A 25,979-nucleotide genomic window follows, 5' to 3' on the forward strand; every position below is an offset into this window, starting at 1 on the left:
TTTAAACCTATAACAAGTCTAATATTACTGTAAATTCTTCCACTTATCTTTATAAGTAGGAGCAATTTTATTTAAAACTGTTATCATTTGTGATTGATTTCTCGATGCACCTCCATCAGAAAAAATATTTACTATTTCATCTCCTTTAGCATCTAAGAAAACGCGAATCATATAATTACCAATAGTAATATTGTGTAGTTTGTCTAAATCTAAAACACTTTTTTCAATTGCTTCTTTAGCTGAATTTTTATTATCAGCAAAATTATCGAAACCGTTACGGTGATAATTGTAGTAAATACTTCGTAAGGCACTAAATTTAGAAGACAATAAATTATCTATTAAAGCAAAACGATTTTGTTTTCCTACTTGATTTTGCCAACCAGACTCTCCGTTAGATTGTGCTAACAACATAATGTTTTCCGCTTGCTTTAAATAAGTCTCTCCTCCTTTCAAAGCAAAGGTATCTGCATCAACTCCTAAGATTGTATACACATAAAAAGCAATTGTAGAAATTAAATTAGATTCGTAAATAGTTGGATTGTAAATTAACGGATCGAACTCATTATAACGAAAGTTAAAATTTGTATCATTAATATTTAAAACAGGTGTAGCGTAAGTTGAGTTATATACAGGTCGTGTTGACTGCACTTGTATAGTTCCCGAAAAATTACTTCCGTTTTGTTCGTTTATAATAATATTGAATGCGCAGTTAATTCGTTCTTGTTGCTTAAAATTTCTATTCGTCCATTGTTTATCATTAATAAACTCTGTTAATGCTTTTTGTAACGTTTGATAAACTTGCTTGTTACTACTCTGTACTTTATCTGAATTGATAATTACAGTAGCATTCAACTCTTGTGAATAAGAAGAAAAAGCAACTGAAAGAAGAAAAACTATAAAGAAAAACTTACGCATTTAATTTTTGTATTATTTCGTTAACGATATCTTTTGATACTGCTTTTTTCGACTTTAAATCAAATGATTTTTCATTAAAGTCAGCATCAATAATTGTAATTTTATTGGTGTCGGTTGCAAAACCAGCACCTTTATCACGTAACGAATTTAATACAATAAAATCTAAATTTTTGCGTGTAAGCTTACTTTTTGCGTTTTGTACCTCATCGTTCGTTTCTAATGCAAAACCAACTAACAACTGTTTTTTCTTAATTTCTCCTAGAGATTTTAAGATATCTTTAGTAGGTTCTAACTCAATACTTAACGCTGCTTCTTTCTTTTTTATTTTTTGAGTAGCTACATTTTTTGGTCGATAGTCTGAAACTGCTGCCGATAACACAGCTATATCAACCTCATCAAAATACTTATGGCACGCTTCATACATATCTTGTGCTGACTTCACATCTATTCTATGAATAAATGAATGGTTTACTTGTTGATGAGAAGGTCCTGCTACTAAAAACACTTCTGCTCCTAAATTTGCCGCTGTTTTTGCAATTTCAAATCCCATTTTACCAGAGGAATGGTTTCCAATAAAACGTACAGGATCTATCACTTCGTAGGTTGGACCTGCAGTAATTAGCATCTTTTTCCCACGAAGTGGCAATTTAGATACAATATCTTTCTCTATAAAGTCAACAATATCTTCTGGTTCAGCCATACGACCTTCTCCAACCAATCCACTTGCTAATTCACCTGAAGTAGCAGGAATTAAGATATTCCCAAAACTTTGTAAACTTTCTAAACTAGTTTTTGTTGATGGATGTTGGTACATATCTAAATCCATTGCAGGTGCAAAATACACTAGACATTTTGCTGATAAATAGGTTGCCAATAATAAATTATCGCAAGTACCATTTGTCATTTTAGACAAGGTATTTGCTGTAGCTGGGGCAATTAACATTAAATCTGCCCACAAACCTAAATCTACATGATTATTCCACAGTTCATTTTCATCTTCTTTATCATAAAAAGTAGAATGAACTGGATTTTTTGATAAGGTGGAAAGTGTAAGAGGTGTTATAAAATCTTTAGACGCAGGAGTCATAATTACTTTGACTTCTGCGCCTGATTTTATAAATAAGCGAACTAAGCTCGCTGTTTTGTATGCCGCTATACCGGCGGTAACACCAAGTAAAACTTTTTTACCGCTTAGTACAGACATATTATTTTGTCTCTGGAGTTCTATAATATACCTTGTCGTTTAACCACTCTTCTACTGCAATAGCATGTGGTTTAGGTAAACGCTCATAAAATTTAGAAACTTCGATTTGCTCTTTGTTTTCAAAAACTTCTTCTAAACTGTCGTTGTAAGTAGCAAACTCATCTAACTTATCAACTAATTCCTTTTTTAAATCAGAATTAATTTGTGTAGCTCTCTTTGCTATGATAGAAATAGCTTCATAAATATTATGTGTTGGAGCCTCGATAGCTTCTTTGTTATAAGTTACGGTACTTAACGGCGCTTTCGTTTCTTTATAATCCATTTTTTAACTTTTAGCTAATTGTTCTTGTTCTTTGTTTAATGTTGCTAACATTTCGTTTGATTCTTCCATGAATTTTGATTCAGGAAAGTTTCTTTTTAACTTATCGTACGCTTTAACTGCTTCTTTAATTCTTTCTGCTTTTCTACGTTGCGTACTTTTCATTGCAAAATCATGAGCTGCTTTTAAACGGTAGTACAAAGCTTCTTCTTTATACTTCGTTCCTAAATAATCTTCTAATAAATTATCAAAAGCAACGATTGCTGCTTTGTAATTTCTAGAATCATAGTCTGCAGTTCTATAATATGTTTTTGCTATCTCAAAAGATTTCTTTTCTAGTTTTGCTCTTAACTCAGCATGATACTTGTTAGCTTCTTCTATCTTATCTGAATCTGGATAATTATCTATAAACTTCTGAAAAGCCTCTAAGGCTTTGTTTGTATCTGTTGGATCTAAACTAAAGCTTGGTGCTGCTTTGTAATAACTTAAAGCTGATAAAAAAGCGGCCTCTTCTCTCTTTGAACTTTTTGGATAATTCCCTGTAAATCTATTAAAGTAATATCCTGCTAACCCATAATTTTTCTCATTAAAGTTAGATTGAGAAACCATAAATTGAATACGCTCCATTTGAGGTTTACCTCTGTATGAAGGTGTTATTTTTTCGAACAAACGTAAAGCTTTACCGTACTTTTGAGCTTCGTACATTTTTACAGCCATTTTGTATTGTTCTTCTACAGTTCCTTTATTCAATACTTTTTGATACTCTCCACATGAAGAAAGTACTAAAAGCATTACAGCAATATACGCTAGATTTTTCATTTTTTGCATCTGGCAAAATTAGTGATTAATTATGGATTATTAAAACGATTTTTTATCTCATAAATGAGATTTACAAGAAACTACAAAATCTGTTATAATTTTTCCAAAGAACTCCTAAATGTTTGTTAATCTTATTCCTGTGCTCCTGATGCAGATTGAGCTACTATTTGCTTTACATCATTATCAAATAAATACAATCCTCCTTTATCGTCTCCAATTAAGTTGATTTTATCCAAAATGTTGCGTGCCAATGCTTCTTCTTCTATTTGCTCAGATACATACCACTGTATAAAGTTATGTGTTGCATAGTCTTTTTCTTGTAGCGTGATATGTACTAAATCGTTTATCGATTTAGATACCATTACCTCATGATCAAACAATGTTTGGAACATATCTTTAAAAGACCCAAATTTTGCTGGAGGCTCTTTTAAGTCAGAAACACGAGCATGTCCGCCACGTTCGTTTACAAACTTTATTAATTTTAGCATATGCATACGCTCTTCATCTGAATGTGCATACATAAATTGTGATACACCTTCAAAACCTTGAACTTCTGCCCAACATGCCATAGCTAAATATATTTGAGAAGACTCTGCTTCCACTCTTATTTGATCATTTAATGCTTGTTCTATTACTTTTGATAACATATTTTCTACTTTAAAAATTACTCTTTATACAAAGATGCTAAAAAAATGCTTAGATAAAAAGCAAATACCATACTCTACAATTATAAAAAGTATGCTGTTTTTTTAAAATATGTCTGTTATTATACCTTTTGTATTGGCTTAAAAATAAAAAGTAATTTAATCTTTTAAACAAACGTTAAATTTTATTAAAAAAAGAAAAACTTTCATTTTGTTTCCATACATTTATTGCAATAAAATTGCATTCTTGAAGAATAAATAATCAAAAATTATTTTCTGGAAACAAATTTTAATAAAAGAATAACCTAGCAAAACTTATTTATTTCATGATAAATGGGTTTTGAAAATTATAGGCATAAACTTTGGGTGCCTTAAAATGACCAAAGTATATCTAATTATAAAAACTTTAATATGAAAAATTTAAAAAGTTTAGGGAAAATTTTAAACAGTAATGAGCAAAAAGCCGTGTATGGTGGTTTAGATAACCTCAAAAAAGCTTGTGACGAATCTGTATGTTGTTATGAAAGAATGGTTCATAACGGTTGGGGTTGGGTTATGGAAGTAGTTTGTGAAGACAACCCAAACTAATCCTATTCTATATTTTACAGTTTCAAACGCCCCTTTTTAGGGGCTTTTTAATTAGTAATTAAAAAAATAAAAACTTATTTATTTAATAATTTATAGTTTTTAAAAACAATGGAAATAATATTCTAACTAAAAAAAGACCATAGTACATGATAAAACTATGGTCTCTTTAACTCCTTTTTTATATATAACTCTTTTATAAATTATCTATAAAATCTGATATTTTTGTTTGTAATTCTTCTGAAGCTGTTACTAATGGTAAACGTACTTCATCTAAACAAATTCCTAATTTTTGCAATACTGCTTTAATTCCTGCTGGATTGTTTTCTTCAAAAATTAGGCTTACTATATCCATTAATTTATAGTGAAGTTCATAAGCTTCTTTTGCTTTTCCTTCTAATCCTAATTGAATCATTTTTGAAAACTCTTTTGGTAATGCTTGCCCTATTACAGAAATAACTCCTGCTCCACCTGCTAAAGTTACTCCAACAGCCAAATCATCATCACCAGAAATTACTAAAAAGTCTTCAGGCTTATCTTTTAACAACTCATAGTATTGTTGTTGATTGTTTCCCGCTTCTTTTACTGCAACTATATTTTCAAAATCTTTTGCCAATCGTAACGTTGTTGCTGGCTCCATGTTTTTTGCTGTTCTACCAGGAACATTATACATAATAATTGGTTTAGGACTCGCTAGAGAAATTGCTTTATAGTGCTGATAGAATCCTTCTTGCGTTGGTTTGCTATAGTATGGAGCTACTGATAAAACTCCATCTATTTCCGATAGGTCTAAAGATTGTAGTTCTTCAACAACAGTTTGTGTGTTGTTTCCTCCAACTCCTAAAACTAAAGGTAAACGTCCTTTATTTTCTTCAGCAATTACTTTTATTATTTCTAATTTTTCTTCTTTAGTAATTGTTGCACTTTCTCCAGTAGTTCCATTTATTACTAAATAGTTTGTACCGTTTTCAATATTGTAATTTACTAACTTTTTAAGTGCTTCAAAGTCTACACTTAAATCTTCATTGAAAGGAGTTACTAAAGCTACTCCAGTTCCTACAAACTTTTGCATTATATTTTATTTAAAATCGTTAGGTATTTTTTTAATTCTTGGTTTAAAACAGCTTCGTTAAAACTAGCATCAGATACTACTATATCGTACAATCTATCGTCAATTTCTGCAAAACCTGCTTTAAAATCTGCTTGTGACAACAAAGTTACCATATTCGTTAATAAGTTTGACGTTTTTGTATAGTTTATAAGTAGGTCGTATTTGTTTTTAACGAAATCTTTTAAATTGTCGGATTTTAAACTCGCTTTAAAACCAAAATCTTTTTCGGTAAAAAACTCTGGAGAGGGTTCCTCCTTTTTTGAGTACTCTTTACAAACTAGTACTCTTATGTCTGTTTTTTGAAAAGGAAAAATGTTTGTTAAGTTGGCTATTACTACATTTACTAAAGCTTCATTATCTAGCAATATTGCTACACTTTTAACTTTGGTTTCTTTATGAGGGATATTCTCTTTTTTTACAACTAGTTTGTCGTATACTTTCTGAATAGATTTCTTCTTTAGGGTACTTATCATCTGTAAAAATTACGAGTAGCTAATTTATATTATTTCTCATCAATTTCTAATAATAAAAATTGATTTAATTGCCTTCCATACAGCTGAAAATTATCATCAGCAGCCAAGATTAACGATTTATTTCCGTTTTGTAATATTGGACCAAAAGTAATCGCCTCAATATTATCTATTATCCCATCGGTTAATTGATTTTTAACAGTACTAAAATCAAATAACAGCTCTTTCTTTAATGGTGTATATTTTTCGTTTTTTAAAGATTGATTTTCTAATGTATTTGTTGAAGTTTTATCTATAGTTGCTTTAAAAATTCTAACTACATTTCCATGGCTACCATAACCACTTTGATATGCTCTTTCAATTATAAAAAACTGATTCTTTCGGTATTCTAAAATAGCCGTAGTTCCATTTAGATTTATTTTTCCTTTAGCTGGTTTATCAATTTTTTCTAATTGATACGCGAATTGTTTGGTCGCTTTTTTTGATTCGTTATCAAAATAGGTAATTCTGATAGGAGATTGTGTTTCGTGAAATGTAGGCTCTTCTCCATCTGCTTCTAAAGGAGCTTCCATTGCTACCCAAAAACCTTTTCCGTCAAAACTTTTTGAAGAACTTTCAAAAACACCGTTATGCTTTGGCTTCGCTTTGGATGTTGCTTTGAAATAATTAGGTATTTCTACTCCTTTTTTAAAGTTTCCTTTTGTGTCTATTTCAAATATACTTGGGTCTTTTTTATATTGAATAGACCCTTCACTTACTAAATTTATGGTTCCCTTATCTACAAAAATAGACTCTAAATCTAATACGTGGTTTTTAGTAAACTGACTTATAGTATCAACTATAATAACATCTTCAAAATTTACCGATTGTATCGAATCATTTTTAACAGTAATATCTCCTACTAAAATTCTTGGATTTGTAGCATCATCTACTACCATATAGTAGTTGTTATTGTAATAATCAATTCCAGAAATTCCACCGATAACAGTGTTATTAACAATTAAAGAATCTTTTACCAAATACTCATCTAAAAACTTAAGTGTTGTTTTTTGTTGTTTACAGGCTAATAAACCAAAAACTGATAGGGCTAGTACTATTTTTTTCATACTTACAAAAGTATTGTTTTTAGTTTATGTAAGCATTAAAAATTGTAACGTCTAATCAAGTAGATTTAATTAATCATGAAAAAATATATTCTTTTATTTTTAAAGTTGATAGCTGCCTTTATAATGCTTCAAACACTATTTTTTAAATTTACTGGAGCTCAAGAAAGTATTGATTTGTTTACTAAAATAGCTGGAGATAATGAGACTTATATGCGAATAGGTACAGGTGTTTTTGAATTAATTGCTTCCGTACTTTTGTTTATCCCTAAAAAAACTTGGCTAGGTGCCTTGTTAACTATTGGTTTAATGGGTGGAGCAATTATGAGCCACTTAACTATTTTAGGTATTGAACATGATGGCGATGGTGGCACTCTGTTTATCAGCGCTATCGTAACTTTTATCTCTGGAGTTATTCTATTAATTTTTAATAGAAATAATATACCTTTTGTTAGAAGTAAACATTAATTTAAATTAGAAAGAGCAGTTTTAAAACTGCCCTTTTGGTTAATTTATTCCTATAAATATTTCTACTTCTGCATTTGTTGGGTCTGTAGATTTCGCTCCATATACCTCATAATCGGATGTATAAGCTCTATTTATATCTTCATCCCAAATTTCTAACCATTTGTTATAGACAATATTCTCGACTAAGCTTCCTTTTGCTACATATGTTTTATAATTTGGTGCTGCTATTTTTTTACTCATAAAACCTTCTGGAACATTACCTATTTCACTTACCTTACAACCGATGATTGTTGTGTATGGCTTAGTGTAATCTGATTCATAATCCGTATACACAGCGTATACTTCACTTGAAAGTTTATTAGGTATTTGTTCAGCTATATTTTCTGACATAAATCGCTGCCATAAAGCAGGTATATCTTTTGCAGCTTGTTGATTCTCGTTAGTAGTTCTTACTGAAATTCCTATCACGTAAAACGGTTCATTTTCTCCTGTACTCATCTTTTGTTTTTTTATTTTCAACAAAATTAAAACCTCACTATGTCAACCCTATGTCAGTAGTTTTTAATTTTCTTTAGCTATGATTGCTTTAACAATTAAGTATTGAGAAACGATATACAGAATGATTATAGCAATATCAAACAACCTTTTTGGTGTATAAAAGTTATTCAATGCTATAAGGCTATCAGAAGCAATAAACAAAATAGCTCCTAACAACAACCATGAATTCGCTGTATTTTTTTGCTGACGATAATTTAGTAATGACGCTGTTCCAAATGTTGAAATAGCTATTCCATACACCAATACAGGTAGTAACATCTCGCCTAAATTATTATAAATTAAACCTAAGAGTACCACAAATAACAATACAAAGGGAATTGCTGATGTTAGTATTTTAACTACTGAATCTTTATACAAAAAGCTTGTCGTTATTTTAATATAAACAACATGTGCTACTAAAAACGAGGCTAAACCAAACACAAAAAAGTTTGTTTTATCTAACAGGAAAACATCACCCCAAAACGAAAAAAACAAGGCTGACAACAACCAAAAACTAGGCTTTTTTACCGATACCAAATACACTACCGCTAGTGATGTCATTAGTAACGGTTTAAAAATCATTTCTATGTTTTTAGTTTGTGTTATTACTGCATATACGTCAGCAATAGCAACCAATAAAAAAATAATGGAAGCTAGGGTTATTTTAGTTTGTTTGGTCATGTTTTCCTTTTTTAATTAAAAATTAAGCTATCATATCAATAAAATCTTGTTCAGAAATAATTGGAATACCTAAACTTTCAGCTTTAGTAAGCTTACTCGGTCCCATATTATCACCTGCTACAATATAGCTCGTTTTTTTAGAAATGGAACTCGATACCTTACCACCGTTGTCTTCAATTGCTTTTTTAAGTTCTGTTCTACTCATTTGATGAAAAACTCCTGAAACCACAAATACCTTACCTGATAACTTATCAGTTTGCCCTTCTAAACTTTCTGCTGAAACTTCTAGTTGAACTCCATGTGATTTTAATCGGTTAACCAATTCAATATTTCCTAAATCATTCGAAAAGTCAATAATACTTTGTGCAATTCTATCTCCAATTTCGTCAACTGCAACAAGTGTTTCAAAATCAGCGTTCATTAAATTATCGATTGACTTAAAGTGTTTTGCTAACTTTTTAGCTACAGTTTCGCCAACAAAACGGATTCCTAAAGCAAACAACACTTTTTCAAACGGAATTTCTTTTGATTTTTCAATTCCTTCAATCATATTTTGTGCTGATTTTTCAGCCATTCGCTCTAACGGAATAACTTGTTCTACCGTTAAGTCATATAAATCCGCATAGTTTTTAATCAGTCCTTCTTTGCGTAATAAATCAACAGTTTCTCCACCTAAGCCATCAATATCCATGGCTTTTCTACTGATAAAATGCTTGATTCTACCTGTAATTTGAGGCGCACATCCAAATTCGTTCGGACAATAATGTTTTGCATCTCCATCAGTTCTAACTAATTCAGTATTACATTCGGGGCAATGGGTTGCATATTGCGTAGGAACAGAATCTACTGGTCTTTTCGTTAAATCAACAGCAATAATTTTCGGGATAATTTCCCCTCCTTTTTCTACAAAAACAGTATCTCCTACTCGTACATCTAACTTTGCTATTTGGTCTGCGTTATGTAATGAAGCTCTTTTTACAATCGTTCCAGCTAATTGTACAGGTTCTAAGTTTGCTACAGGTGTTATTGCTCCTGTTCTACCTACTTGATAGGTAATTTCATTTAATACTGTTGAAACTTGCTCTGCTTTAAATTTGTAAGCAATTGCCCAACGAGGTGCTTTTGAAGTATAACCTAGTTCGTCTTGTTGCTGAAACGAATTTACTTTTACCACTACTCCATCTGTTTCATAAGGTAATGTGTGACGTTTAACATCCCACTCGTTTACAAAATCTAACACTTCTTCAATCGACTTAGCTAAAACAATGGTACCTGGAACTTTAAACCCAACTTTTCTGGCTGCTTCTAAACTTTCAAAATGCGAACTATATTTTCGTTCATTTGTCACAACTTGGTACAATAAACAATCTAGTGGTCGTTTTGCAACTTCTGCACTGTCTTGTAATTTTAAACTTCCACTAGCTGTATTACGCGGGTTTCTATATGGTTCTTCATCATTCGCTATACGTTCTTCATTCATTTTATTAAATCCGTCTAACGGTAAAATGATTTCTCCTCGCATTTCAAAATCTCTCACAAAATCACTATTTGGCAATAGTGGAATGGATTTTATTGTACGAATATTGGTTGTTACATTATCTCCTTGAAAACCATCTCCACGAGTAACTGCTTGTACAAACTCACCATTCTCATAAGTAAGGTTTATTGAAGCTCCATCGTATTTTAATTCACAGGTATATTCAACTTCATCGGTTCCTAAAATTTTCTGGACACGTTTTTCCCAATCTAACAAATCTTCTTTAGAATACGAATTGTCTAACGAATACATTCTATGTTTGTGAGTAACCGTTTCAAAGTTTTTAGTTACTTCTCCTCCTACTCGTTGCGTTGGGGAATTTGGATCAAAATATTCTGGATTTTCGTCTTCTAACTGCTGAAGCTCTTTTAACTTAATATCAAATTCATAGTCTGATATGGTTGGTGCATCCAACACATAATAACTATGATTATGTTTGTGTAACTCTTCTCTTAATTGTTGTATCTTCTCCTGAACTGTCATTAAATTATTTTCTAACGGTACCTGTAAAATGATTTATTTTTGAATTGATTGGGTTTCCTGATGCTCTTCTGAATGAAGCTAACTGACCTGCATGCCAAATAGCATCTGCTATTGGACCATTAATTGCATTCCATAATGGAAACTCTTTTTCTCCAAAGATTATTTTGAACTGTGACACATTATCACTACTTCTTAAAATATCACTAGCTTGTTTTAAATTTTCTAAAGTTGTTTTTCTTTTTTCAACAAATGTCATTCCTGATTTTGCTTCTTTATGAGGAATTTTTAATGCAGCATTTTTAATTACTTGCGATAAACTTAACACATGATCTATTGTTTCTCCTGCAGTTTTTGCTTCTGCACTTGGCTTATACTTTAAATCTTTTTCTGTTAAACCTTCAGTTGCCCAATAATAACGAAAACCTAATCCATCTATCATTCTACTAATTACAGATCCCGTAGTAAATTCTTTGGCTTCTTTTGGTATTTCGTAGTATGGTAATTTAGATTGTGCATTTGTTGTTATTGTTGCAAATAGCAACAGCATAGGTGTAAGTACTGCCTTCATTTAATTTTATTTTTTGACGCTAATTTAAGGAAAAGATTTATGTAGTATAAGCAAAATACTTATCTATTAAAAATAAAAAAACCGAGGCAATCCCTTACCTCGGTCGTTAAAAAACAAACTATGTATGATAGTTTATTTTTTTAACCACATAGTATAGATGGTTTCTTTATTTCTTGCTGAAACTAACAACATTGTTTCGGTTATTTTTTCAATTTTTAAATTTTCTTCAAAGCTTTCATTATCGAACTCAAGCTCCTTTGCTCCCGCTATTAACTTCCAAGTCCCACTTTCTTCTTTATTACTCATCATAACCTGATATCTTCCGTCAGGACTTAACTCTAACCAGTTCTTTCCATCTGAGAATTCAAATTTTTCGTCTCCAATTTTCATTGAATCGACAAACCATTTACCAGAAACTAGCGTTTTTAACTCTTGAGAATAGCTTAGTGAAGTTGTACCAAGCATTAAGAATAGTAATATTATTACTCTTTTCATTGAGGGGACATTATTTAAGGGGTTACTCTTAGTCAAATATAGCAAAAAAGCCGAAGCAAATCAATGCTTCGGCTTTTTTTTATCTGTTTTTAACTTTTTATTTTAATAATAAGTGTAACGACGTACTTTAGCAATATGCTTTGCTAAACGCATTACTTGGTGTGAATAACCATACTCATTATCATACCATACATAGATTACGATAGTATCTCCGTCTGCAATTGTTGCCTTACTATCAAAAATAGATGGCGCTGTTGTTCCTACTATATCAGAAGACACTAATTCATTACTTAATGAATATTGAATTTGCTCTACTAAATCTCCTTCTAACGCATACTGTTTCATAATTGCATTTACAGATTCTACTGTTGCTGGAGTATTTAATTGTAAGTTTAAGATTGCTAACGACCCGTTAGGTACTGGTACACGAATAGCACTTGAAGTTAACTTACCTGCTAATGCAGGTAATGCTTTTGCTACTGCTTTTCCTGCTCCTGTTTCAGTAATTACCATGTTCAACGCAGCAGCTCTACCTCTACGGTACTTCTTATGCATATTATCAACCAAGTTTTGATCGTTTGTATATGCATGAATTGTTTCTAAGTGTCCTTTTTTAATTCCGAAGTTATCTTCTAACACTTTTAATACTGGTGTAATAGCATTGGTAGTACATGAAGCTGCTGAGAAAATATCGATATTATCAGGATTATTTTCTTCATGATTTACTCCATGAACAATGTTTGGCACACCCGCACCTGGAGCTGTTAATAACACTTTACTAGCTCCTTTTGCTTTTAAATGACGACTTAATGCCTCTTCGTCTCTAAAAGCACCAGTATTATCAATAATTAACGCATCGTTAATTCCATATTGCGTATAATCAATATCTTCTGGTTGTGCAGCAGAAATCATGTAAACAGTTGTACCGTTAATGATTAAAGCGTTGTTATCAGCATCTACCTGAACTGTTCCTAAGAAATCTCCATGTACAGAATCTACACTTAATAAAGAAGCTCTTTTTTCTAATACTGTTTGATCTATTTTACCACGAGTTACTACAGCTCTTAATCGTAATTGAGAACCTTTACCCATTTTGCTGCTCAACTCACGAGCTAATAAACGACCAATACGTCCAAAACCGTATAACACTACGTCTTTTGGCTGAATATTATCTGCTTCTGTAGCATCTTTTAATTGCTCTTTTACAAAAGCTATTTTATCTGCCGATGCATCATCCTGCAAATGGTATTCGTACGCTAATTTACCTATATCTAATTTTGATGGTGGTAAATCAATTGATTGAATTGCTTTAGCTATTTCTAAAGCATCTTCTATTGTTATTGGCTTCGCTACAAACTCTTTAGCGTAATCGATTAAGTTTAAAACCTCACTAGCTCTTTTATCTACTAATGGATTTCTAAATAATACTAACTCGATAGATTTATCGTACCATAAATCGTTAACGATATTAATAAACTCAACCGTTGCTCTACGAACTTGCGCTTGATTTACTACTTCTTTTTCGTAATTTGTTATTGTTGACATAGTTGTGTGTTAACTAAAATTAAAAAATTTGTGCAAAAATAGGTATTTCTTCTTTATTTCTTGTTGGTTTTACAAAAGAAAAAAGCCCTATTAAAACGATTTTAACAAGGCTTTTTATTTTAAGATATATACTTTGTTCTTCTGGGAAACTTTTTATACATTAATCTAGTATCTAAATCTTTCTATTTGACCTGATGGACTAATCATCTCCAATAAAAGCCTATTTCCACTTCCATACATACCATCTAACATGGTAACAGCTTCTTTTGCTGAGCTAACTTTCTTTCCATTAACTTTGGTTAAGATGTACCCTTCCCCAACATCAAACTGTTTGAATGCTATATTTTGTGTTCTTTTAATCTTAGCTCCTCCTTCTATTTTAAACTTCTTTCTGTCTTCTTTTGTAAGATCTTCAAACTCGGTTTGCAAAACTTTACTTACTGGTAATTTTATAAGTTTGGTTAACTTAACCACTTTAGTTAATTCTTCTCCATCCCTATCAATTGTCACATTCACATATTCTCCAGGTCTTTTTGCCGTTAACTGCCCTTTTAAATCAGAAAACTTAGAAATCTTTACATTGTTTACTTTCGTTATGATATCCCCTTCTTCTAAACCGGCTTTTTTAGCACCTCCTTCTTCTAAAACCTCTCCTATTTTTACTCCTTCAATATTTATTGCTTCAATATCTACATTAATTCCTAAAACAGCTTGTTGTACCATTCCAAACTCTAGTAAATCATCTACCACTTTTTTAGCGATGTTTGATGGTACTGCAAACGAATATCCAATAAAAGAACCAGTTCTTGATGAAATAGCTGTATTTATTCCTATCAACTCTCCTCTAGTATTTACTAACGCTCCTCCACTATTCCCTGGATTCACAGCTGCATCTGTCTGAATAAATGAGTCGATATTAGTATTTCCATCTAAGTCACGTCCTTTTGCACTTACAATACCTGCAGTAACCGTAGATGTTAGGTTATATGGGTTTCCTACTGCCAATACCCATTCTCCTACTTTAATATTATCTGAGTTTCCAAAAGGTAAATTAGGCAATTCAAAGTCTGCCTCAACTTTCAACAAAGCGATATCGTTACTCTTATCTGCTCCTATTAAAGTTGCCTTTAACTTTTTTTGGTTATTCAATGTAATTTCAATATCGCTAGCTCCTTCAATCACATGATTGTTCGTTACAATATACCCGTCAGGAGAAATAATTACACCACTTCCTGTACCTACTTGCTGGTACTTTCTTGTTCCACTTCCTCTACCATAAAATAATTCTGCTAACGGGTTTTGTTGTGTTCTTATTGATGTATTTTTAACATGCACCACTGCATGTACTGTTTTATCTGCTGCTTCCGTAAAGTCAGTTGGTGTTGATGTTGAGTTTATTACTGTTGGCGTGTAACTTGCCTTTACAGTTTGCATTGTTGGTTCTACCGCTTTCTCTACAATCACTTGCGGCTCTTCTATCAATGTTTTATATCCTGCAAGTGCTATTGCGCCTCCTAAAATCGCAATTCCTAAAGTTCCAATAATTTTCTTCATATGCTTACAAAATTTTATACTTCAAATATACAATTTTAACATTTCAAGTAAATGTGTTTAACTTCTATTTAACTGATTTTAACCGCTATTTAACAGTCCTCTTTACTTCATAAAATATGTATCTTTGTCCTTTATTATGGATTTAGAATTTTACAAATACCAAGGAACTGGTAACGATTTTATCATAATTGATAATCGTTCAAAAACCTTTCCAAAAAATAAAACTGACATAATTGCAAAATTATGTGATAGACACTTTGGTATCGGAGCTGATGGTCTTATATTACTTGAAGAAGATGATACTACCGATTTTAAAATGGTATATTATAACTCTGATGGTAATGAAAGTACTATGTGTGGTAATGGTGGACGCTGTATTGTAGCTTTTGCACATAAACTTGGACTTTTTGAAACTGAAACTACTTTTATTGCTATTGACGGGCTGCATCATGCCTCTATTTTTAACAACCTTGTTTCTTTACAAATGATTGATGTTAACAAGGTGAATATTTTTGACAAATACGTTTTTACCAACACAGGATCTCCACACCATGTTCAGTTGGTAAACGATCTTGCTAATTATGACGTGTTTTCAAATGGAAAAAAAATCAGGAATGAAATTTATGGTACCGAAGGTAGCAATGTTAATTTTGTAGAACAAATAACAAATAACATTTTTAAAGTACGCACTTACGAGCGTGGTGTAGAAAATGAGACTTTAGCCTGTGGTACTGGTGTTACTGCCGTTGCTATAGCCATGCATGCAACTAAAAAAACAAACAGTTTATCTATAACCTTGCCTGTTGAAGGTGGAGAGTTAGAAGTTTCTTTTGAAGAACAAGACGGAGTTTATTCGAATGTATTTTTAAAAGGACCTGCTACATTTGTATTTGAAGGTAAAATAAATATTTAGTGCACACGTTAAATGGAACACATATCAAGTTAAGAGCTTTAGAACCTGAAGATTTAGAGTTTTTATTTCAAATTGAAAATAATGAATCTTTTTGGGAAGTGAGTCATACACAGACTCCTTTTTCTAAATTTTTACTGAAGCAATATTTAGAAAACGCTCACTTAGATATTTATGAAGCTAAACAATTACGATTAGTTATTGATGATAAATTGACTGGTAAATCTATTGGGATGATAGATTTGTTCGATTTTAACCCGCAACATAAAAGAGCTGGTATCGGGATATTAATTCATCCTGACTTTCAACAGAAAGGATTTGCTTCTGAAGCTTTACAGTTACTAATAAAGTACTGTTTTACACATTTGCATTTACATCAACTATATGCAAATATCACTAGAGATAATACTAGTAGCTTACATCTTTTTGAAAAACAAAATTTTAAGCAAACTGGTATTAAAAAAGATTGGATATTTCATAACGGAACATATAAAGACGAACTATTATTTCAATTAATAAATGAATAAGAAAATTATTTTAGGAGGTATTGCTGCTATTTTTTTAATTGGCGGAATTATTGGATTTAACTACTATCAAAAAATCTTTGGTAAAGCTGTTACTAAAGATGGCGCTATCTATATAAGCTCTGACGCTTCTTTTATAGATGTAAAAAAACAACTTTCTGAGTTTGTTAAAAATCCTGAAAATTTTGTTTGGGTTGCAGAAAAGAAAAAATTCACACAACCTAAGGGAGGAAAGTACCTATTAAAAAAAGGGATGAACATGAATGATGTTGTAAATCTTTTACGCAGTGGAAATCAAACACCTATCACCCTATCATTCAACAATCAAGATACTTTAGAAAAATTAGCAGGAAGAATAGCTGAACAAATTGAAGCAGACTCTATTGCTTTATTACAGGCTATGAAAGATCCTGCTTTTTTAGCTACCAATAAATTTACTGAAAAATCTGCATTAGGAATGTACATTCCGAATAGCTATGAGTTTTATTGGAATACTTCTGCTGAAAACTTCCGTGATAAAATGTTACGCGAATACAGTCGTTTTTGGACTTCTGCTAGATTAGAAAAAGCTAAAAAGCTAAACCTTTCAAAAGAAGAGGTAATTACATTAGCTTCTATAGTTCAGAAAGAAACAGCTAAAAAAGTAGAGCGTCCTATTGTTGCTGGTTTATATTTAAATAGATTAAAAGATAATTGGCCTTTACAAGCTGACCCAACAGTTATATATGCGATTAAAGAAATTAAAGGGCAAGATTTTGTTGTAAAAAGGGTTTTAAACAAAGATTTAGTAATAAACTCTCCCTACAACACTTATAAAAACACAGGACTTCCTCCTACTTTGATTGCAATGCCAGATATTTCATCTATTGATGCTGTTTTAAACCATCAAAAACACAATTATTACTATATGTGTGCAAGTGTTGACAAGATTGGTTTTCATGAGTTTGCTAACTCTTTAGCTCAGCATAATCGAAATGCTGTGAAATATCAACAATGGATAAATCAACAAGGCATAAAGAGATAAATTAACAAAATTTTATTCTCATCTTTTTCAACAAAACATTACCAAAAGATTAATAAAAGATAATTATTTTTGTTTTTTACCTAAAAAAAACACAGGAAAACAACTTTATCATCAATAGTTAAAAAACTGTAAATTATTGATTTATAGTCTGTTATAAAAATTTACCGTATCTTTGCTGCGCTAAACAGAAAGTATTTTAATTATCAGACATTTAGTATTAGTATTTTTAGGATTTGTATTATTAACCAGTTTTACAGAGACTACAGCTAAAAAAGAAAAAACTACTACAACAACGCCAATACCAATTCACAAGGTAGAAAAGGTAAACATTCCTTTTTTATTAAATGATTTTGTAGGATTTAAAGAAGCCTTAGCTTTTAAAGAATCACAAGGTAAGTATAGAGTAGTTAACACACTTGGATATTTAGGGAAATACCAATTTGGTAAAGAAACCCTAAAGAGATTTAGAATTTACAACACCACTCATTTTCTTAGAACCCCAGAATTACAAGAACGCACATTTGTTGCTTATTGTAAATTAAACAAATGGATTTTAAGAAAAGATATTAAGAGAAGTGTTGGAAAGACCATTAATGGAGTTAAAATAACCGAATCTGGTATTTTAGCAGCAGCACACTTAAGTGGTGCCGGTAATGTAAAAAAGTTCTTACGTTCAAATGGATCTATCCGTTTTAACGATGCTTACGGAACCTCTATACAATCATACCTTAAAAAGTTTGCTGGTTATGATGTTTCCAACATCAAAGCCAATAAAAAACCAACGGTTTAACCAATAACTAAAGATATTAAAAAAGCATCGATTAAATCGATGCTTTTTTATTTATGAATGATAAAAATTGCTGGTCGCTTATGTAAATCAGTCTTTACATGCTTCCATTCTTTTACCGTTAGTGTTTTAATATATTCTGTAGGAAGTGTAATATCACACGCCACGCAAACTCTTGTATCTGGTGATAAAGTAGCACGTAAATCATCCAGCATTTTTTCATTTCTATAAGGAGTCTCAATAAAAAGTTGTGATTGATTTTTTTCTTTTGAAAGCTTTTCTAAGTCCTTAATAGCCCTTTTTCTATCTGATTTATCAATAGGCAAATATCCATTAAACGCAAAACTTTGCCCATTCATACCAGACGCCATAATTGCCAATAAAATAGATGAAGGCCCCACTAACGGAACTACTTGAATCCCTTTTTGATGCGCCAACTTAACAATACTTGCACCTGGATCTGCTACTGCTGGCACTCCTGCTTCAGAAAGCAAACCTACTGATACCCCTCTTTCACAAGCATCTAAATAATTCTTAGTTTCTAAATCATCAGAATACTTATCTAACAACATCAACTCCAATGAAGGTTGTGATTTTGTTGGTGTAATTCTTTTAATGAACCTTCGAGCAGACTTTTCGTTTTCAACAATAAAATAATCTAATTGTTCTACTACCTTTTTTACTGATAATGGCATTACCTCTAATGGCTCAGTATCACCTAAAGTTGTGGGAATCAAGTATAATTTACCTTTCATTATTTCTGTTCTAATTTTGAAGCTATAATTTCACACGCTTCGTCTAACATTTTATACACGTTTTCAAAACCTTGATCTCCTCCATAGTAAGGATCTGGAACACTCCTGTTTTCATCAGGATACAATTCGTTCAAAATCATCTTTACTTTTTCATGTTGCTCTTCATTTTCAGACAAAGCTACAATATCTGCATAATTATTTTGATCCATTGCAAAAATCATGTCAAACTTATCAAAATCAGCTTTTGTAAATTTTCTTGAACGTTGATTGGTAATATCTATCCCATATTTTCTAGCTACTTCAATAGAGCGTCCGTCAGGTAATTCACCTACATGATAACCCGAAGTACCGGCAGAATCAACTATAAAACTTTTAGATGATAATTTAGATTGCAAAATCCCCTCAGCAAGAGGAGATCGGCAAATATTACCTAAACAAACCATTAATATTTTTTTCATACTCATAAAAAAACCTCACTAGGTGAGGTTCGTTGTTTATAAAGTTAACTTTTTTGTTAAGTCTTCTACATACTTTTTAAACTGCTTATCAGTTTCAGTCAAATTATCTACAGTTTTGCACGCATGCAATACAGTAGCGTGATCTCTTTTACCTATTTGACTTCCAATACTTGCTAACGATGATTTTGTCATACGTTTAGCAAAGTACATCGCTAACTGACGAGCCTGTACAATATGACGCTTACGTGTTTTTGACTGTAAGGTTGCCACATCCATATCAAAGTATTTCGATACTACTTTTTGAATGTAATCAATAGACAGTTCTTTTTTCGTGTTCTTAACAAATTTATCTACAATCTGTTTTGCTAACTCAATTGTAAACTCTTTTCTATTAAAAGAAGCTTGAGCTATCATTGAAATTATCACTCCTTCTAACTCACGAACATTCGACTTGATATTCTTTGCAATATACTCAACAATTTCTTCAGGCATTTCAACACCATCTCTATACAATTTGTTTTGTAAGATTGAAATTCTTGTTTCGTAATCAGGTGCTTGTAACTCAGCTGATAACCCCCATTTAAAACGAGACAATAATCGTTGCTCAATATCTTGCATATCAACAGGTGCTTTATCCGAAGTTAAAATAACCTGTTTTCCATTTTGATGTAGATGATTGAAAATATGGAAGAACACATCTTGCGTACCAGCTTTTCCTGATAAAAACTGCACATCATCAATAATCAACACATCAATCATTTGATAGAAATGAATAAAATCATTTCTGGTATTTGATTTTACAGAATCAATAAACTGTTGTGTAAATTTTTCAGAAGAAATATACAATACCGTTTTATCTGGATATTTATCTTTAATCTCAACACCAATAGCATGAGCTAAATGTGTTTTTCCTAATCCAACCCCACCATATATTAACAATGGATTGAATGAAGTTCCGCCTGGTTTATTTGCTACAGCCATACCTGCAGAACGTGCCAACCTATTAGAATCCCCTTCAACAAAATTCACAAAATTATAATTTGGATTCAGTTGAGATTCTATCTTCACCTTTTGTAACCCTGGAATAACAAATGGATTTTTTAGTTCTCGTTTTGACTCCAACGGAACTGTCACCTTTTGCGGTTTTAAAGGATTACGATTTGAACTAGGTATTTTTACTGTCTGAGGGCTATTACTACTGTACGTATTCTCCATACGTACATCATAAATTAGTTTAGCATCATTTCCTAACTGACGAACCAAAGCTACTCTTAACAGTTTTATGTAATGCTCTTCTAACCACTCATAAAAAAACTTACTTGGTACTTGAACTGTCAAAGCCTCCCCTGCCAATTTAATTGGCTTTATAGGCTCAAACCAAGTCTTATATGCCTGTGGTTTAATGTTGTCCTTGATAAAAGACAAGCATTCCATCCAAACTGAATCGGCTGTTTTAGTCATATTGGTAAAAAACAATTTTAGTTGTTAATTTTTATTCAGGTTTAGGGGACACCAAACATGAAAGTCTGGGCGAACAAAAGTGTGAATAAATTTTAGTATAAAAAAATCAAATTACTATTGACTTTTATTTTTTTTTTACGTATCGTTAATGCAATTAAAATAAAAAAATCTTTTGCAAAAACATCACACATCTATACGTGTTCGGTATGCTGAAACTGATCAAATGGGAGTAGTTTACCACGGAAACTACGCACAATTTTTTGAGATTGGTCGTACCGAATGGCTACGTTCTCTGGGCGTTACTTACAAATATATGGAAAAAACAGGAATCATGTTGCCTGTTATTTCTTTATCTTGTAACTTTAAAAAATCGGCGTTATACGACGATCAATTAACCATTACAACCATTTTAAAAAAAACACCTTCGGTAAAAATTGAATTCGACTATGAAATTACCAATCAAAATAACGAACTAATTTCAACTGGAAATACTGTGTTAGCATTTATTAACAATAAAACAAAAAAACCTATGCGTTGTCCTGATTATATTTTAGATAAATTAGCTATCTTAAAATAATTAATCAAAACAATAAAAAACATATGAAAATATATACTAAAACAGGTGATAAAGGTACCACTGCCCTATTTGGTGGTACTCGAGTACCTAAACACCACTTACGAATAGAAAGCTATGGAACCGTTGACGAACTCAACTCTTACATCGGATTAATTAGAGATCAAAACATTGACGAAACTCTAAAAAAGAAATTAACAAAAATTCAAAGCGATTTATTCACATTAGGTGCCATGTTAGCTACACCACCAGAAAAAGAAACTTTAAAAAGTGGTAAAGAACGCTTAAATATTCCTAAGATTAATGAAGAGTCAATTCAGTTCTTAGAAGACGAAATTGACCTTATGAATAAAGACCTACCTCAAATGACACACTTTGTATTACCAGGCGGTCATCAAACCGTGTCATTTTGTCACATAGCACGCTGCGTATGCCGTAGATCGGAACGATTAGCTGTGGCTTTAAATGAAGAAGAAACAATTAGTGATACTGTTTTAAAGTATTTAAACCGACTTTCTGACTACCTTTTTGTGTTGGCACGAAAGTTGACCCAAGACTTACAAGCTGAGGAAATTAAATGGATTCCTGAAAAGCTATAAGTTCTTTAATTATTGATTTCACATTTTTTAAAAAAAACTTGACTTTTTACAAAAAAAAATTATTTTTGCGGAAAATCTTATTAAACAGATAAAGAAATGTATTGGACACTTGAATTAGCATCTTATTTAGCAGATGCACCCTGGCCTGCAACTAAAGACGAATTAATTGATTACGCTATTCGTACTGGAGCACCGTTAGAAGTGGTAGAAAACTTACAAGATATCGAAGATGAAGGTGAGGCATACGATTCTATTATTGAGATCTGGCCAGATTACCCTACAGAAGAAGATTATCTTTGGAATGAAGATGAATACTAGAAAAAAATAAATAATAAAAAGTCTCTTTTACAGAGGCTTTTTTTTTGCTTACTTTTAAGCACTCAATAAAAAACACAAAAAACGCTAATTAAAAACAACTTAATTAGCTATAAAACAATATTTTACAAATGAGCGTTTTAAATTCGATTATAAAACTATTTGTTGGAGACAAACAACAAAAGGACCTAAAATCACTACAACCGATCGTCGAAAAAGTACGATCTTTTGAAAATTCATTAAACAGTTTATCAAATGATGAATTACGGGCAAAAACAATCGAATTTAAATCGAAAATTAAAGACGCCACCAAATCTTTTAACGACAAAATAGCTGAACTTGAGGAAGAAGCTAAAAAAGCAGACATCGATCGTCAAGAAGAAATTTATACTGAAATTGATAAATTAAAAGACGAAGCTTACGAAGCATCTGAAGCTGTTTTATTAGACATAATGCCAGAGGCTTTTGCTGTTGTAAAAGAAACAGCAAAACGTTTTGCTAACAATACTGAATTAGAAGTAACTGCCACTCCTTTTGATAGAGAATTATCAGCTACTAGAGAACACATTACTTTAGAAGATGACAAAGCTTTTTGGGCTAACTCATGGGATGCTGCTGGTAAAGAAGTAATTTGGGACATGATTCACTACGATGTACAATTAATCGGTGGATCTGTATTACACCAAGGTAAAATTGCCGAAATGATGACTGGTGAAGGTAAAACCTTAGTTTCTACACTTCCAGTATACTTAAATGCTTTAACGGGTAACGGAGTTCATGTTGTTACTGTAAACGACTACTTAGCAAAACGTGACCGTGCGTGGATGGCTCCTATTTTTGAGTTCCACGGATTGAGTACTGACTGTATTGATTTCCACCAACCAAATTCTGAAGCACGTAGAGAAGCTTATAATGCTGATATTACTTACGGAACTAACAATGAGTTTGGTTTCGACTACTTGCGTGATAACATGGCTAATTCTAAAAAAGATTTAGTACAACGCGCACCGAACTATGCTATTATTGATGAAGTGGATTCTGTTTTAATTGATGACGCTCGTACGCCGTTAATTATCTCTGGACCTGTACCACAAGGAGATCATCATGAATTTAATGAATTAAAACCTCTAGTTGCTGATTTAGTTTCGCTTCAAAACAAATATTTAGTAGGTGTTTTAGCTGAAGCTAAACGTTTAATTAAAGAGGGAGATACTAAAGAAGGTGGTTTCTTATTATTAAGAGTTTACAGAGGTCTTCCTAAAAACAAAGCCTTAATTAAGTTTTTATCGCAAGAAGGTGTTAAACAGATCCTTCAAAAGACAGAAAACTTTTACATGCAAGATAACAACAAGCTAATGCCTGAAGTTGATGCAGAATTATGGTTTACTATTGAAGAAAAAAATAATCAAATTGATTTAACTGATAAAGGTATTGCACATCTTTCTGATATCACAAAAAATGAAACGTTCTTCGTTTTACCAGATATTAGTGTAAAAGTTGGTCAAATAGATAATAGCGATGCTACTCCAGAAGAGAAAGCTGATCAAAAAGAAGAATTATACCGCGAGTTTAGCGTGAAGAGCGAGCGTATTCATACCATGAACCAACTTTTAAAAGCCTATACGGTTTTTGAGAAAGACGTGGAGTATGTGGTTATGGATAACAAAGTAATGATTGTAGATGAGCAAACAGGTCGTATTATGGACGGTCGTCGTTACTCTGATGGATTACACCAAGCCATTGAAGCTAAAGAAAATGTGAAGATTGAGGATGCAACACAAACGTTTGCTACCGTTACTTTACAAAACTACTTTAGAATGTATCGTAAGTTATCTGGTATGACAGGTACTGCGATTACTGAAGCGGGTGAATTCTGGGAAATCTATAAATTAGATGTAGTTGAAATTCCTACAAACAAACCAATTCAAAGAGACGATAAACAAGATTTAGTTTATAAAACTACACGTGAAAAGTATAACGCTGTAATTGAAGATATCGTAAAATTAGTTGGAGAAGGAAGACCAGTATTAGTAGGTACTACCTCGGTTGAAATCTCTGAATTATTAGGAAGAATGTTACAGATTCGTAAGATTCCTCACAATATCTTAAATGCAAAGTTACACAAAAGAGAAGCTGATGTTGTTGCTGAAGCAGGTAAACCTGGTGTTGTTACTATTGCAACAAACATGGCTGGTCGTGGTACCGATATTAAATTATCTGACGAAGTTAAAGCAGCAGGTGGTTTAGCTATTATTGGTACAGAACGTCATGATTCTCGTCGTGTAGACCGTCAGTTACGTGGTCGTGCTGGACGTCAAGGAGATGTAGGTTCTTCTCAGTTCTATGTAGCTTTAGACGATAATTTAATGCGTTTATTTGGTTCTGAAAGAATCGCTAAGATGATGGATAGAATGGGATTAAAAGAAGGTGAAGTAATTCAGCACTCTATGATTTCAAAATCTATTGAAAGAGCTCAGAAAAAGGTAGAAGAAAACAACTTCGGTATCCGTAAGCGTTTATTAGAGTATGATGATATTATGAACGCACAACGTGAGTTTGTATACAAACGTCGTCGTCATGCATTAGATGGAAAACGTTTACAAATTGACATCGCAAACATGATTTATGATACATGCGATTCAATTGTAAGACAAAATAAAGAGGCAAAAGACTTCCAAAACTTTGAGTTCGAATTAATTCGTTTCTCTGCAATGACTTCTCCTTTGTCTGAAGAAGAATTCAATAAAACATCAGAGCAAGAATTAATTGACAAGCTATACAAAATAGTAACAGAGCACTACAAAAATGATGCGGAAAGAAATGCTGAAAATGCATTCCCAGTAATTAAAAATGTTTTTGAAAACGAAGGTGACCGTTACGAGCGTATTGTAGTTCCTTTTACTGATGGTTCTAAAACTTTACAAGTAGTTACCAACTTAAAAGAAGCTTACGAAAGTGAAGGAAAATCATTAGTTAATGATTTTGAGAAAAACATCACTTTAGCAATTATTGATGAAAACTGGAAGGATCACTTACGTAAAATGGATGAGCTGAAACAAACCGTTCAAAATGCTACGTACGAGCAAAAAGATCCTTTACTAGTTTATAAGTTTGAAGCTTTCGAGTTATTCCAAGAAACGATTGATAAGATTAACAAAGAAGTATTATCATTCTTGTTTAAAGGAAAATTACCTAGTCAAGAAGCTTCACAAGTATCTGAAGCTCGTGAACAACAACGTGAGCAATTAGATTTACGTAAAGATGAAGTTCAAAACTCAACACAGCAAGCTATTAGCAATGCACGTAACCAACAAACACAGGAACAACAAGCTGTAGAAACAGTTGTTCGTGAACAACCAAAAATTGGTCGTAACGAAAAAGTTACCATCAAAAATGTAATGTCTGGTGAAGAGAAAGAAGTTAAGTACAAACAAGCCATTCCTTTATTAGAAAAGGGAGAGTGGGTATTGTACAATAAATAATCTTCAAACAAACTATATAAAAAGCTCGGTAAAAACCGAGCTTTTTACTTTT

28 protein-coding genes are annotated in these 25,979 nt (G+C 32.0%); 10 read left to right on the forward strand and 18 right to left on the reverse strand.

Annotated features, from left to right (window positions below):
• Positions 1-24: 24 nt before the first annotated feature.
• The 5 genes from porD to D6T69_RS11955 all read right to left on the reverse strand — a co-directional run bounded on the left by porD (position 25) and on the right by D6T69_RS11955 (position 3,904).
• Complete coding sequence (gene porD / locus D6T69_RS11935) at positions 25-915, reverse strand: type IX secretion system protein PorD (RefSeq protein ID WP_125067941.1); 891 nt, start codon at positions 913-915, stop codon at positions 25-27.
• A complete protein-coding gene (coaBC, locus tag D6T69_RS11940; protein WP_125067942.1) occupies positions 908-2,119 on the reverse strand; it encodes a bifunctional phosphopantothenoylcysteine decarboxylase/phosphopantothenate--cysteine ligase CoaBC in 1,212 nt (403 codons plus the stop codon). Before coaBC ends, porD begins: the two co-directional genes overlap by 8 nt.
• A 1-nt stretch (position 2,120) precedes the next feature.
• On the reverse strand, positions 2,121-2,441 hold the full coding sequence (locus D6T69_RS11945; RefSeq protein WP_125067943.1) for a DNA-directed RNA polymerase subunit omega: 321 nt from the start codon (positions 2,439-2,441) through the stop codon (positions 2,121-2,123).
• 3 nt (positions 2,442-2,444) lie between these two features.
• Entirely contained in the window at positions 2,445-3,257 is an 813-nt protein-coding gene (locus D6T69_RS11950) for an outer membrane protein assembly factor BamD (RefSeq protein ID WP_240628306.1), read from the reverse strand.
• Between the two features lie 131 nt (positions 3,258-3,388).
• Entirely contained in the window at positions 3,389-3,904 is a 516-nt protein-coding gene (locus D6T69_RS11955) for a ferritin (protein WP_125067945.1), read from the reverse strand.
• 408 nt (positions 3,905-4,312) lie between these two features.
• Here D6T69_RS11955 and D6T69_RS16015 point away from each other — a divergent pair, with 408 nt between their 5' ends.
• Positions 4,313-4,489: a hypothetical protein gene (locus D6T69_RS16015; RefSeq protein ID WP_164506723.1), complete on the forward strand. Its 177-nt coding sequence runs from the start codon at positions 4,313-4,315 to the stop codon at positions 4,487-4,489.
• A gap of 193 nt (positions 4,490-4,682) precedes the next feature.
• Here the strand turns inward: D6T69_RS16015 and dapA are convergent, their stop codons facing one another.
• From dapA to D6T69_RS11970, 3 genes are read right to left on the reverse strand one after another with little or no spacing between them, the layout of a single operon-like run.
• Positions 4,683-5,558, reverse strand: coding sequence for a 4-hydroxy-tetrahydrodipicolinate synthase (gene dapA, locus D6T69_RS11960; protein ID WP_125067946.1), 876 nt, complete (start codon positions 5,556-5,558; stop codon positions 4,683-4,685).
• A complete protein-coding gene (locus tag D6T69_RS11965) occupies positions 5,558-6,070 on the reverse strand; it encodes a DUF6913 domain-containing protein (protein ID WP_125067947.1) in 513 nt (170 codons plus the stop codon). The genes dapA and D6T69_RS11965 overlap by 1 nt, the downstream gene beginning before the upstream one ends.
• A 29-nt stretch (positions 6,071-6,099) precedes the next feature.
• Positions 6,100-7,173: an esterase-like activity of phytase family protein gene (locus D6T69_RS11970; RefSeq protein WP_125067948.1), complete on the reverse strand. Its 1,074-nt coding sequence runs from the start codon at positions 7,171-7,173 to the stop codon at positions 6,100-6,102.
• A gap of 75 nt (positions 7,174-7,248) precedes the next feature.
• Between D6T69_RS11970 and D6T69_RS11975 the strand changes: the two genes are divergently transcribed.
• Positions 7,249-7,638, forward strand: coding sequence for a DoxX family membrane protein (locus D6T69_RS11975; RefSeq protein WP_125067949.1), 390 nt, complete (start codon positions 7,249-7,251; stop codon positions 7,636-7,638).
• A 39-nt stretch (positions 7,639-7,677) separates the two neighbouring features.
• On the opposite strand, the gene D6T69_RS11980 is transcribed toward D6T69_RS11975, so the two are convergent.
• From D6T69_RS11980 to D6T69_RS12010, 7 genes are all read right to left on the reverse strand, one after another.
• Positions 7,678-8,136 (reverse strand): GyrI-like domain-containing protein, encoded by a 459-nt coding sequence (locus D6T69_RS11980; RefSeq protein ID WP_125067950.1) that lies wholly within the window; start codon positions 8,134-8,136, stop codon positions 7,678-7,680.
• Between the two features lie 63 nt (positions 8,137-8,199).
• A complete protein-coding gene (locus D6T69_RS11985; protein ID WP_125067951.1) occupies positions 8,200-8,856 on the reverse strand; it encodes a lysoplasmalogenase in 657 nt (218 codons plus the stop codon).
• Positions 8,857-8,878: 22 nt separating this feature from the next.
• Entirely contained in the window at positions 8,879-10,876 is a 1,998-nt protein-coding gene (gene ligA / locus D6T69_RS11990) for an NAD-dependent DNA ligase LigA (RefSeq protein WP_125067952.1), read from the reverse strand.
• A gap of 4 nt (positions 10,877-10,880) precedes the next feature.
• Complete coding sequence (locus D6T69_RS11995; RefSeq protein WP_206197814.1) at positions 10,881-11,444, reverse strand: hypothetical protein; 564 nt, start codon at positions 11,442-11,444, stop codon at positions 10,881-10,883.
• A 132-nt stretch (positions 11,445-11,576) separates the two neighbouring features.
• Complete coding sequence (locus tag D6T69_RS12000) at positions 11,577-11,939, reverse strand: hypothetical protein (RefSeq protein ID WP_125067953.1); 363 nt, start codon at positions 11,937-11,939, stop codon at positions 11,577-11,579.
• A gap of 102 nt (positions 11,940-12,041) precedes the next feature.
• On the reverse strand, positions 12,042-13,484 hold the full coding sequence (locus D6T69_RS12005) for a glyceraldehyde-3-phosphate dehydrogenase (RefSeq protein WP_125067954.1): 1,443 nt from the start codon (positions 13,482-13,484) through the stop codon (positions 12,042-12,044).
• 165 nt (positions 13,485-13,649) lie between these two features.
• A complete protein-coding gene (locus D6T69_RS12010; RefSeq protein ID WP_125067955.1) occupies positions 13,650-15,038 on the reverse strand; it encodes a trypsin-like peptidase domain-containing protein in 1,389 nt (462 codons plus the stop codon).
• Positions 15,039-15,174: 136 nt separating this feature from the next.
• Between D6T69_RS12010 and dapF the strand changes: the two genes are divergently transcribed.
• The 4 genes from dapF to D6T69_RS16115 all read left to right on the forward strand — a co-directional run bounded on the left by dapF (position 15,175) and on the right by D6T69_RS16115 (position 18,286).
• Positions 15,175-15,951 carry a diaminopimelate epimerase gene (gene dapF, locus D6T69_RS12015; protein ID WP_125067956.1) on the forward strand — a complete coding sequence of 259 codons (777 nt, stop codon included), beginning with the start codon at positions 15,175-15,177 and terminating at the stop codon, positions 15,949-15,951.
• Positions 15,951-16,475, forward strand: coding sequence for a GNAT family N-acetyltransferase (locus tag D6T69_RS12020; RefSeq protein WP_125067957.1), 525 nt, complete (start codon positions 15,951-15,953; stop codon positions 16,473-16,475). The genes dapF and D6T69_RS12020 overlap by 1 nt, the downstream gene beginning before the upstream one ends.
• Entirely contained in the window at positions 16,468-17,496 is a 1,029-nt protein-coding gene (gene mltG, locus D6T69_RS12025) for an endolytic transglycosylase MltG (RefSeq protein WP_125067958.1), read from the forward strand. Before D6T69_RS12020 ends, mltG begins: the two co-directional genes overlap by 8 nt.
• Positions 17,497-17,689: 193 nt before the next feature.
• Positions 17,690-18,286 carry a peptidoglycan-binding protein LysM gene (locus D6T69_RS16115; protein WP_125069291.1) on the forward strand — a complete coding sequence of 199 codons (597 nt, stop codon included), beginning with the start codon at positions 17,690-17,692 and terminating at the stop codon, positions 18,284-18,286.
• Between the two features lie 47 nt (positions 18,287-18,333).
• Here D6T69_RS16115 and D6T69_RS12035 read toward each other — a convergent pair whose 3' ends face one another.
• From D6T69_RS12035 to dnaA, 3 genes are read right to left on the reverse strand one after another with little or no spacing between them, the layout of a single operon-like run.
• Complete coding sequence (locus D6T69_RS12035; protein ID WP_125067959.1) at positions 18,334-19,038, reverse strand: SAM-dependent methyltransferase; 705 nt, start codon at positions 19,036-19,038, stop codon at positions 18,334-18,336.
• Entirely contained in the window at positions 19,038-19,496 is a 459-nt protein-coding gene (locus tag D6T69_RS12040; RefSeq protein ID WP_125067960.1) for a low molecular weight protein-tyrosine-phosphatase, read from the reverse strand. The genes D6T69_RS12035 and D6T69_RS12040 overlap by 1 nt, the downstream gene beginning before the upstream one ends.
• Before the next feature lie 36 nt (positions 19,497-19,532).
• Entirely contained in the window at positions 19,533-20,957 is a 1,425-nt protein-coding gene (gene dnaA, locus D6T69_RS12045) for a chromosomal replication initiator protein DnaA (protein ID WP_047789195.1), read from the reverse strand.
• A 172-nt stretch (positions 20,958-21,129) separates the two neighbouring features.
• On the opposite strand from dnaA, the gene D6T69_RS12050 reads away from it, so the two are divergent.
• The 4 genes from D6T69_RS12050 to secA all read left to right on the forward strand — a co-directional run bounded on the left by D6T69_RS12050 (position 21,130) and on the right by secA (position 25,927).
• The gene (locus tag D6T69_RS12050) at positions 21,130-21,534 is read left to right on the forward strand and encodes an acyl-CoA thioesterase (RefSeq protein ID WP_125067961.1); all 405 of its coding nucleotides are present in this window, start codon (positions 21,130-21,132) and stop codon (positions 21,532-21,534) included.
• Positions 21,535-21,557: 23 nt separating this feature from the next.
• On the forward strand, positions 21,558-22,130 hold the full coding sequence (locus D6T69_RS12055) for a cob(I)yrinic acid a,c-diamide adenosyltransferase (RefSeq protein WP_125067962.1): 573 nt from the start codon (positions 21,558-21,560) through the stop codon (positions 22,128-22,130).
• Between the two features lie 96 nt (positions 22,131-22,226).
• Positions 22,227-22,448: a DUF2795 domain-containing protein gene (locus D6T69_RS12060; RefSeq protein ID WP_047789198.1), complete on the forward strand. Its 222-nt coding sequence runs from the start codon at positions 22,227-22,229 to the stop codon at positions 22,446-22,448.
• Positions 22,449-22,576: 128 nt separating this feature from the next.
• Positions 22,577-25,927 carry a preprotein translocase subunit SecA gene (secA, locus tag D6T69_RS12065; RefSeq protein ID WP_125067963.1) on the forward strand — a complete coding sequence of 1,117 codons (3,351 nt, stop codon included), beginning with the start codon at positions 22,577-22,579 and terminating at the stop codon, positions 25,925-25,927.
• The last annotated feature ends 52 nt before the right edge of the window (positions 25,928-25,979 follow it).

It is taken from the genome of Tenacibaculum singaporense (assembly GCF_003867015.1).
Lineage (GTDB): Bacteria > Bacteroidota > Bacteroidia > Flavobacteriales > Flavobacteriaceae > Polaribacter > Polaribacter singaporensis.

What these genes read in the sequence shown, in the direction of transcription:
- D6T69_RS16015 (WP_164506723.1), top strand. Translation starts at nt 4,313, where the DNA reads ATGAAAAATTTAAAAAGTTTAGGGAAAATTTTAAACAGTAATGAGCAA.
- D6T69_RS12005 (WP_125067954.1), bottom strand. Translation starts at nt 13,484, where the DNA reads ATGTCAACAATAACAAATTACGAAAAAGAAGTAGTAAATCAAGCGCAA.
- D6T69_RS11995 (WP_206197814.1), bottom strand. Translation starts at nt 11,444, where the DNA reads ATGAAGGCAGTACTTACACCTATGCTGTTGCTATTTGCAACAATAACA.
- D6T69_RS11985 (WP_125067951.1), bottom strand. Translation starts at nt 8,856, where the DNA reads ATGACCAAACAAACTAAAATAACCCTAGCTTCCATTATTTTTTTATTG.
- mltG (WP_125067958.1), top strand. Translation starts at nt 16,468, where the DNA reads ATGAATAAGAAAATTATTTTAGGAGGTATTGCTGCTATTTTTTTAATT.
- D6T69_RS11955 (WP_125067945.1), bottom strand. Translation starts at nt 3,904, where the DNA reads ATGTTATCAAAAGTAATAGAACAAGCATTAAATGATCAAATAAGAGTG.
- D6T69_RS12040 (WP_125067960.1), bottom strand. Translation starts at nt 19,496, where the DNA reads ATGAAAAAAATATTAATGGTTTGTTTAGGTAATATTTGCCGATCTCCT.
- ligA (WP_125067952.1), bottom strand. Translation starts at nt 10,876, where the DNA reads ATGACAGTTCAGGAGAAGATACAACAATTAAGAGAAGAGTTACACAAA.
- dnaA (WP_047789195.1), bottom strand. Translation starts at nt 20,957, where the DNA reads ATGACTAAAACAGCCGATTCAGTTTGGATGGAATGCTTGTCTTTTATC.
- D6T69_RS12035 (WP_125067959.1), bottom strand. Translation starts at nt 19,038, where the DNA reads ATGAAAGGTAAATTATACTTGATTCCCACAACTTTAGGTGATACTGAG.
- coaBC (WP_125067942.1), bottom strand. Translation starts at nt 2,119, where the DNA reads ATGTCTGTACTAAGCGGTAAAAAAGTTTTACTTGGTGTTACCGCCGGT.
- D6T69_RS12060 (WP_047789198.1), top strand. Translation starts at nt 22,227, where the DNA reads ATGTATTGGACACTTGAATTAGCATCTTATTTAGCAGATGCACCCTGG.
- D6T69_RS11950 (WP_240628306.1), bottom strand. Translation starts at nt 3,257, where the DNA reads ATGAAAAATCTAGCGTATATTGCTGTAATGCTTTTAGTACTTTCTTCA.
- D6T69_RS12055 (WP_125067962.1), top strand. Translation starts at nt 21,558, where the DNA reads ATGAAAATATATACTAAAACAGGTGATAAAGGTACCACTGCCCTATTT.
- D6T69_RS12000 (WP_125067953.1), bottom strand. Translation starts at nt 11,939, where the DNA reads ATGAAAAGAGTAATAATATTACTATTCTTAATGCTTGGTACAACTTCA.
- secA (WP_125067963.1), top strand. Translation starts at nt 22,577, where the DNA reads ATGAGCGTTTTAAATTCGATTATAAAACTATTTGTTGGAGACAAACAA.
- D6T69_RS11975 (WP_125067949.1), top strand. Translation starts at nt 7,249, where the DNA reads ATGAAAAAATATATTCTTTTATTTTTAAAGTTGATAGCTGCCTTTATA.
- D6T69_RS11970 (WP_125067948.1), bottom strand. Translation starts at nt 7,173, where the DNA reads ATGAAAAAAATAGTACTAGCCCTATCAGTTTTTGGTTTATTAGCCTGT.
- dapF (WP_125067956.1), top strand. Translation starts at nt 15,175, where the DNA reads ATGGATTTAGAATTTTACAAATACCAAGGAACTGGTAACGATTTTATC.
- D6T69_RS12010 (WP_125067955.1), bottom strand. Translation starts at nt 15,038, where the DNA reads ATGAAGAAAATTATTGGAACTTTAGGAATTGCGATTTTAGGAGGCGCA.
- D6T69_RS11965 (WP_125067947.1), bottom strand. Translation starts at nt 6,070, where the DNA reads ATGATAAGTACCCTAAAGAAGAAATCTATTCAGAAAGTATACGACAAA.
- D6T69_RS11980 (WP_125067950.1), bottom strand. Translation starts at nt 8,136, where the DNA reads ATGAGTACAGGAGAAAATGAACCGTTTTACGTGATAGGAATTTCAGTA.
- dapA (WP_125067946.1), bottom strand. Translation starts at nt 5,558, where the DNA reads ATGCAAAAGTTTGTAGGAACTGGAGTAGCTTTAGTAACTCCTTTCAAT.
- porD (WP_125067941.1), bottom strand. Translation starts at nt 915, where the DNA reads ATGCGTAAGTTTTTCTTTATAGTTTTTCTTCTTTCAGTTGCTTTTTCT.
- D6T69_RS11945 (WP_125067943.1), bottom strand. Translation starts at nt 2,441, where the DNA reads ATGGATTATAAAGAAACGAAAGCGCCGTTAAGTACCGTAACTTATAAC.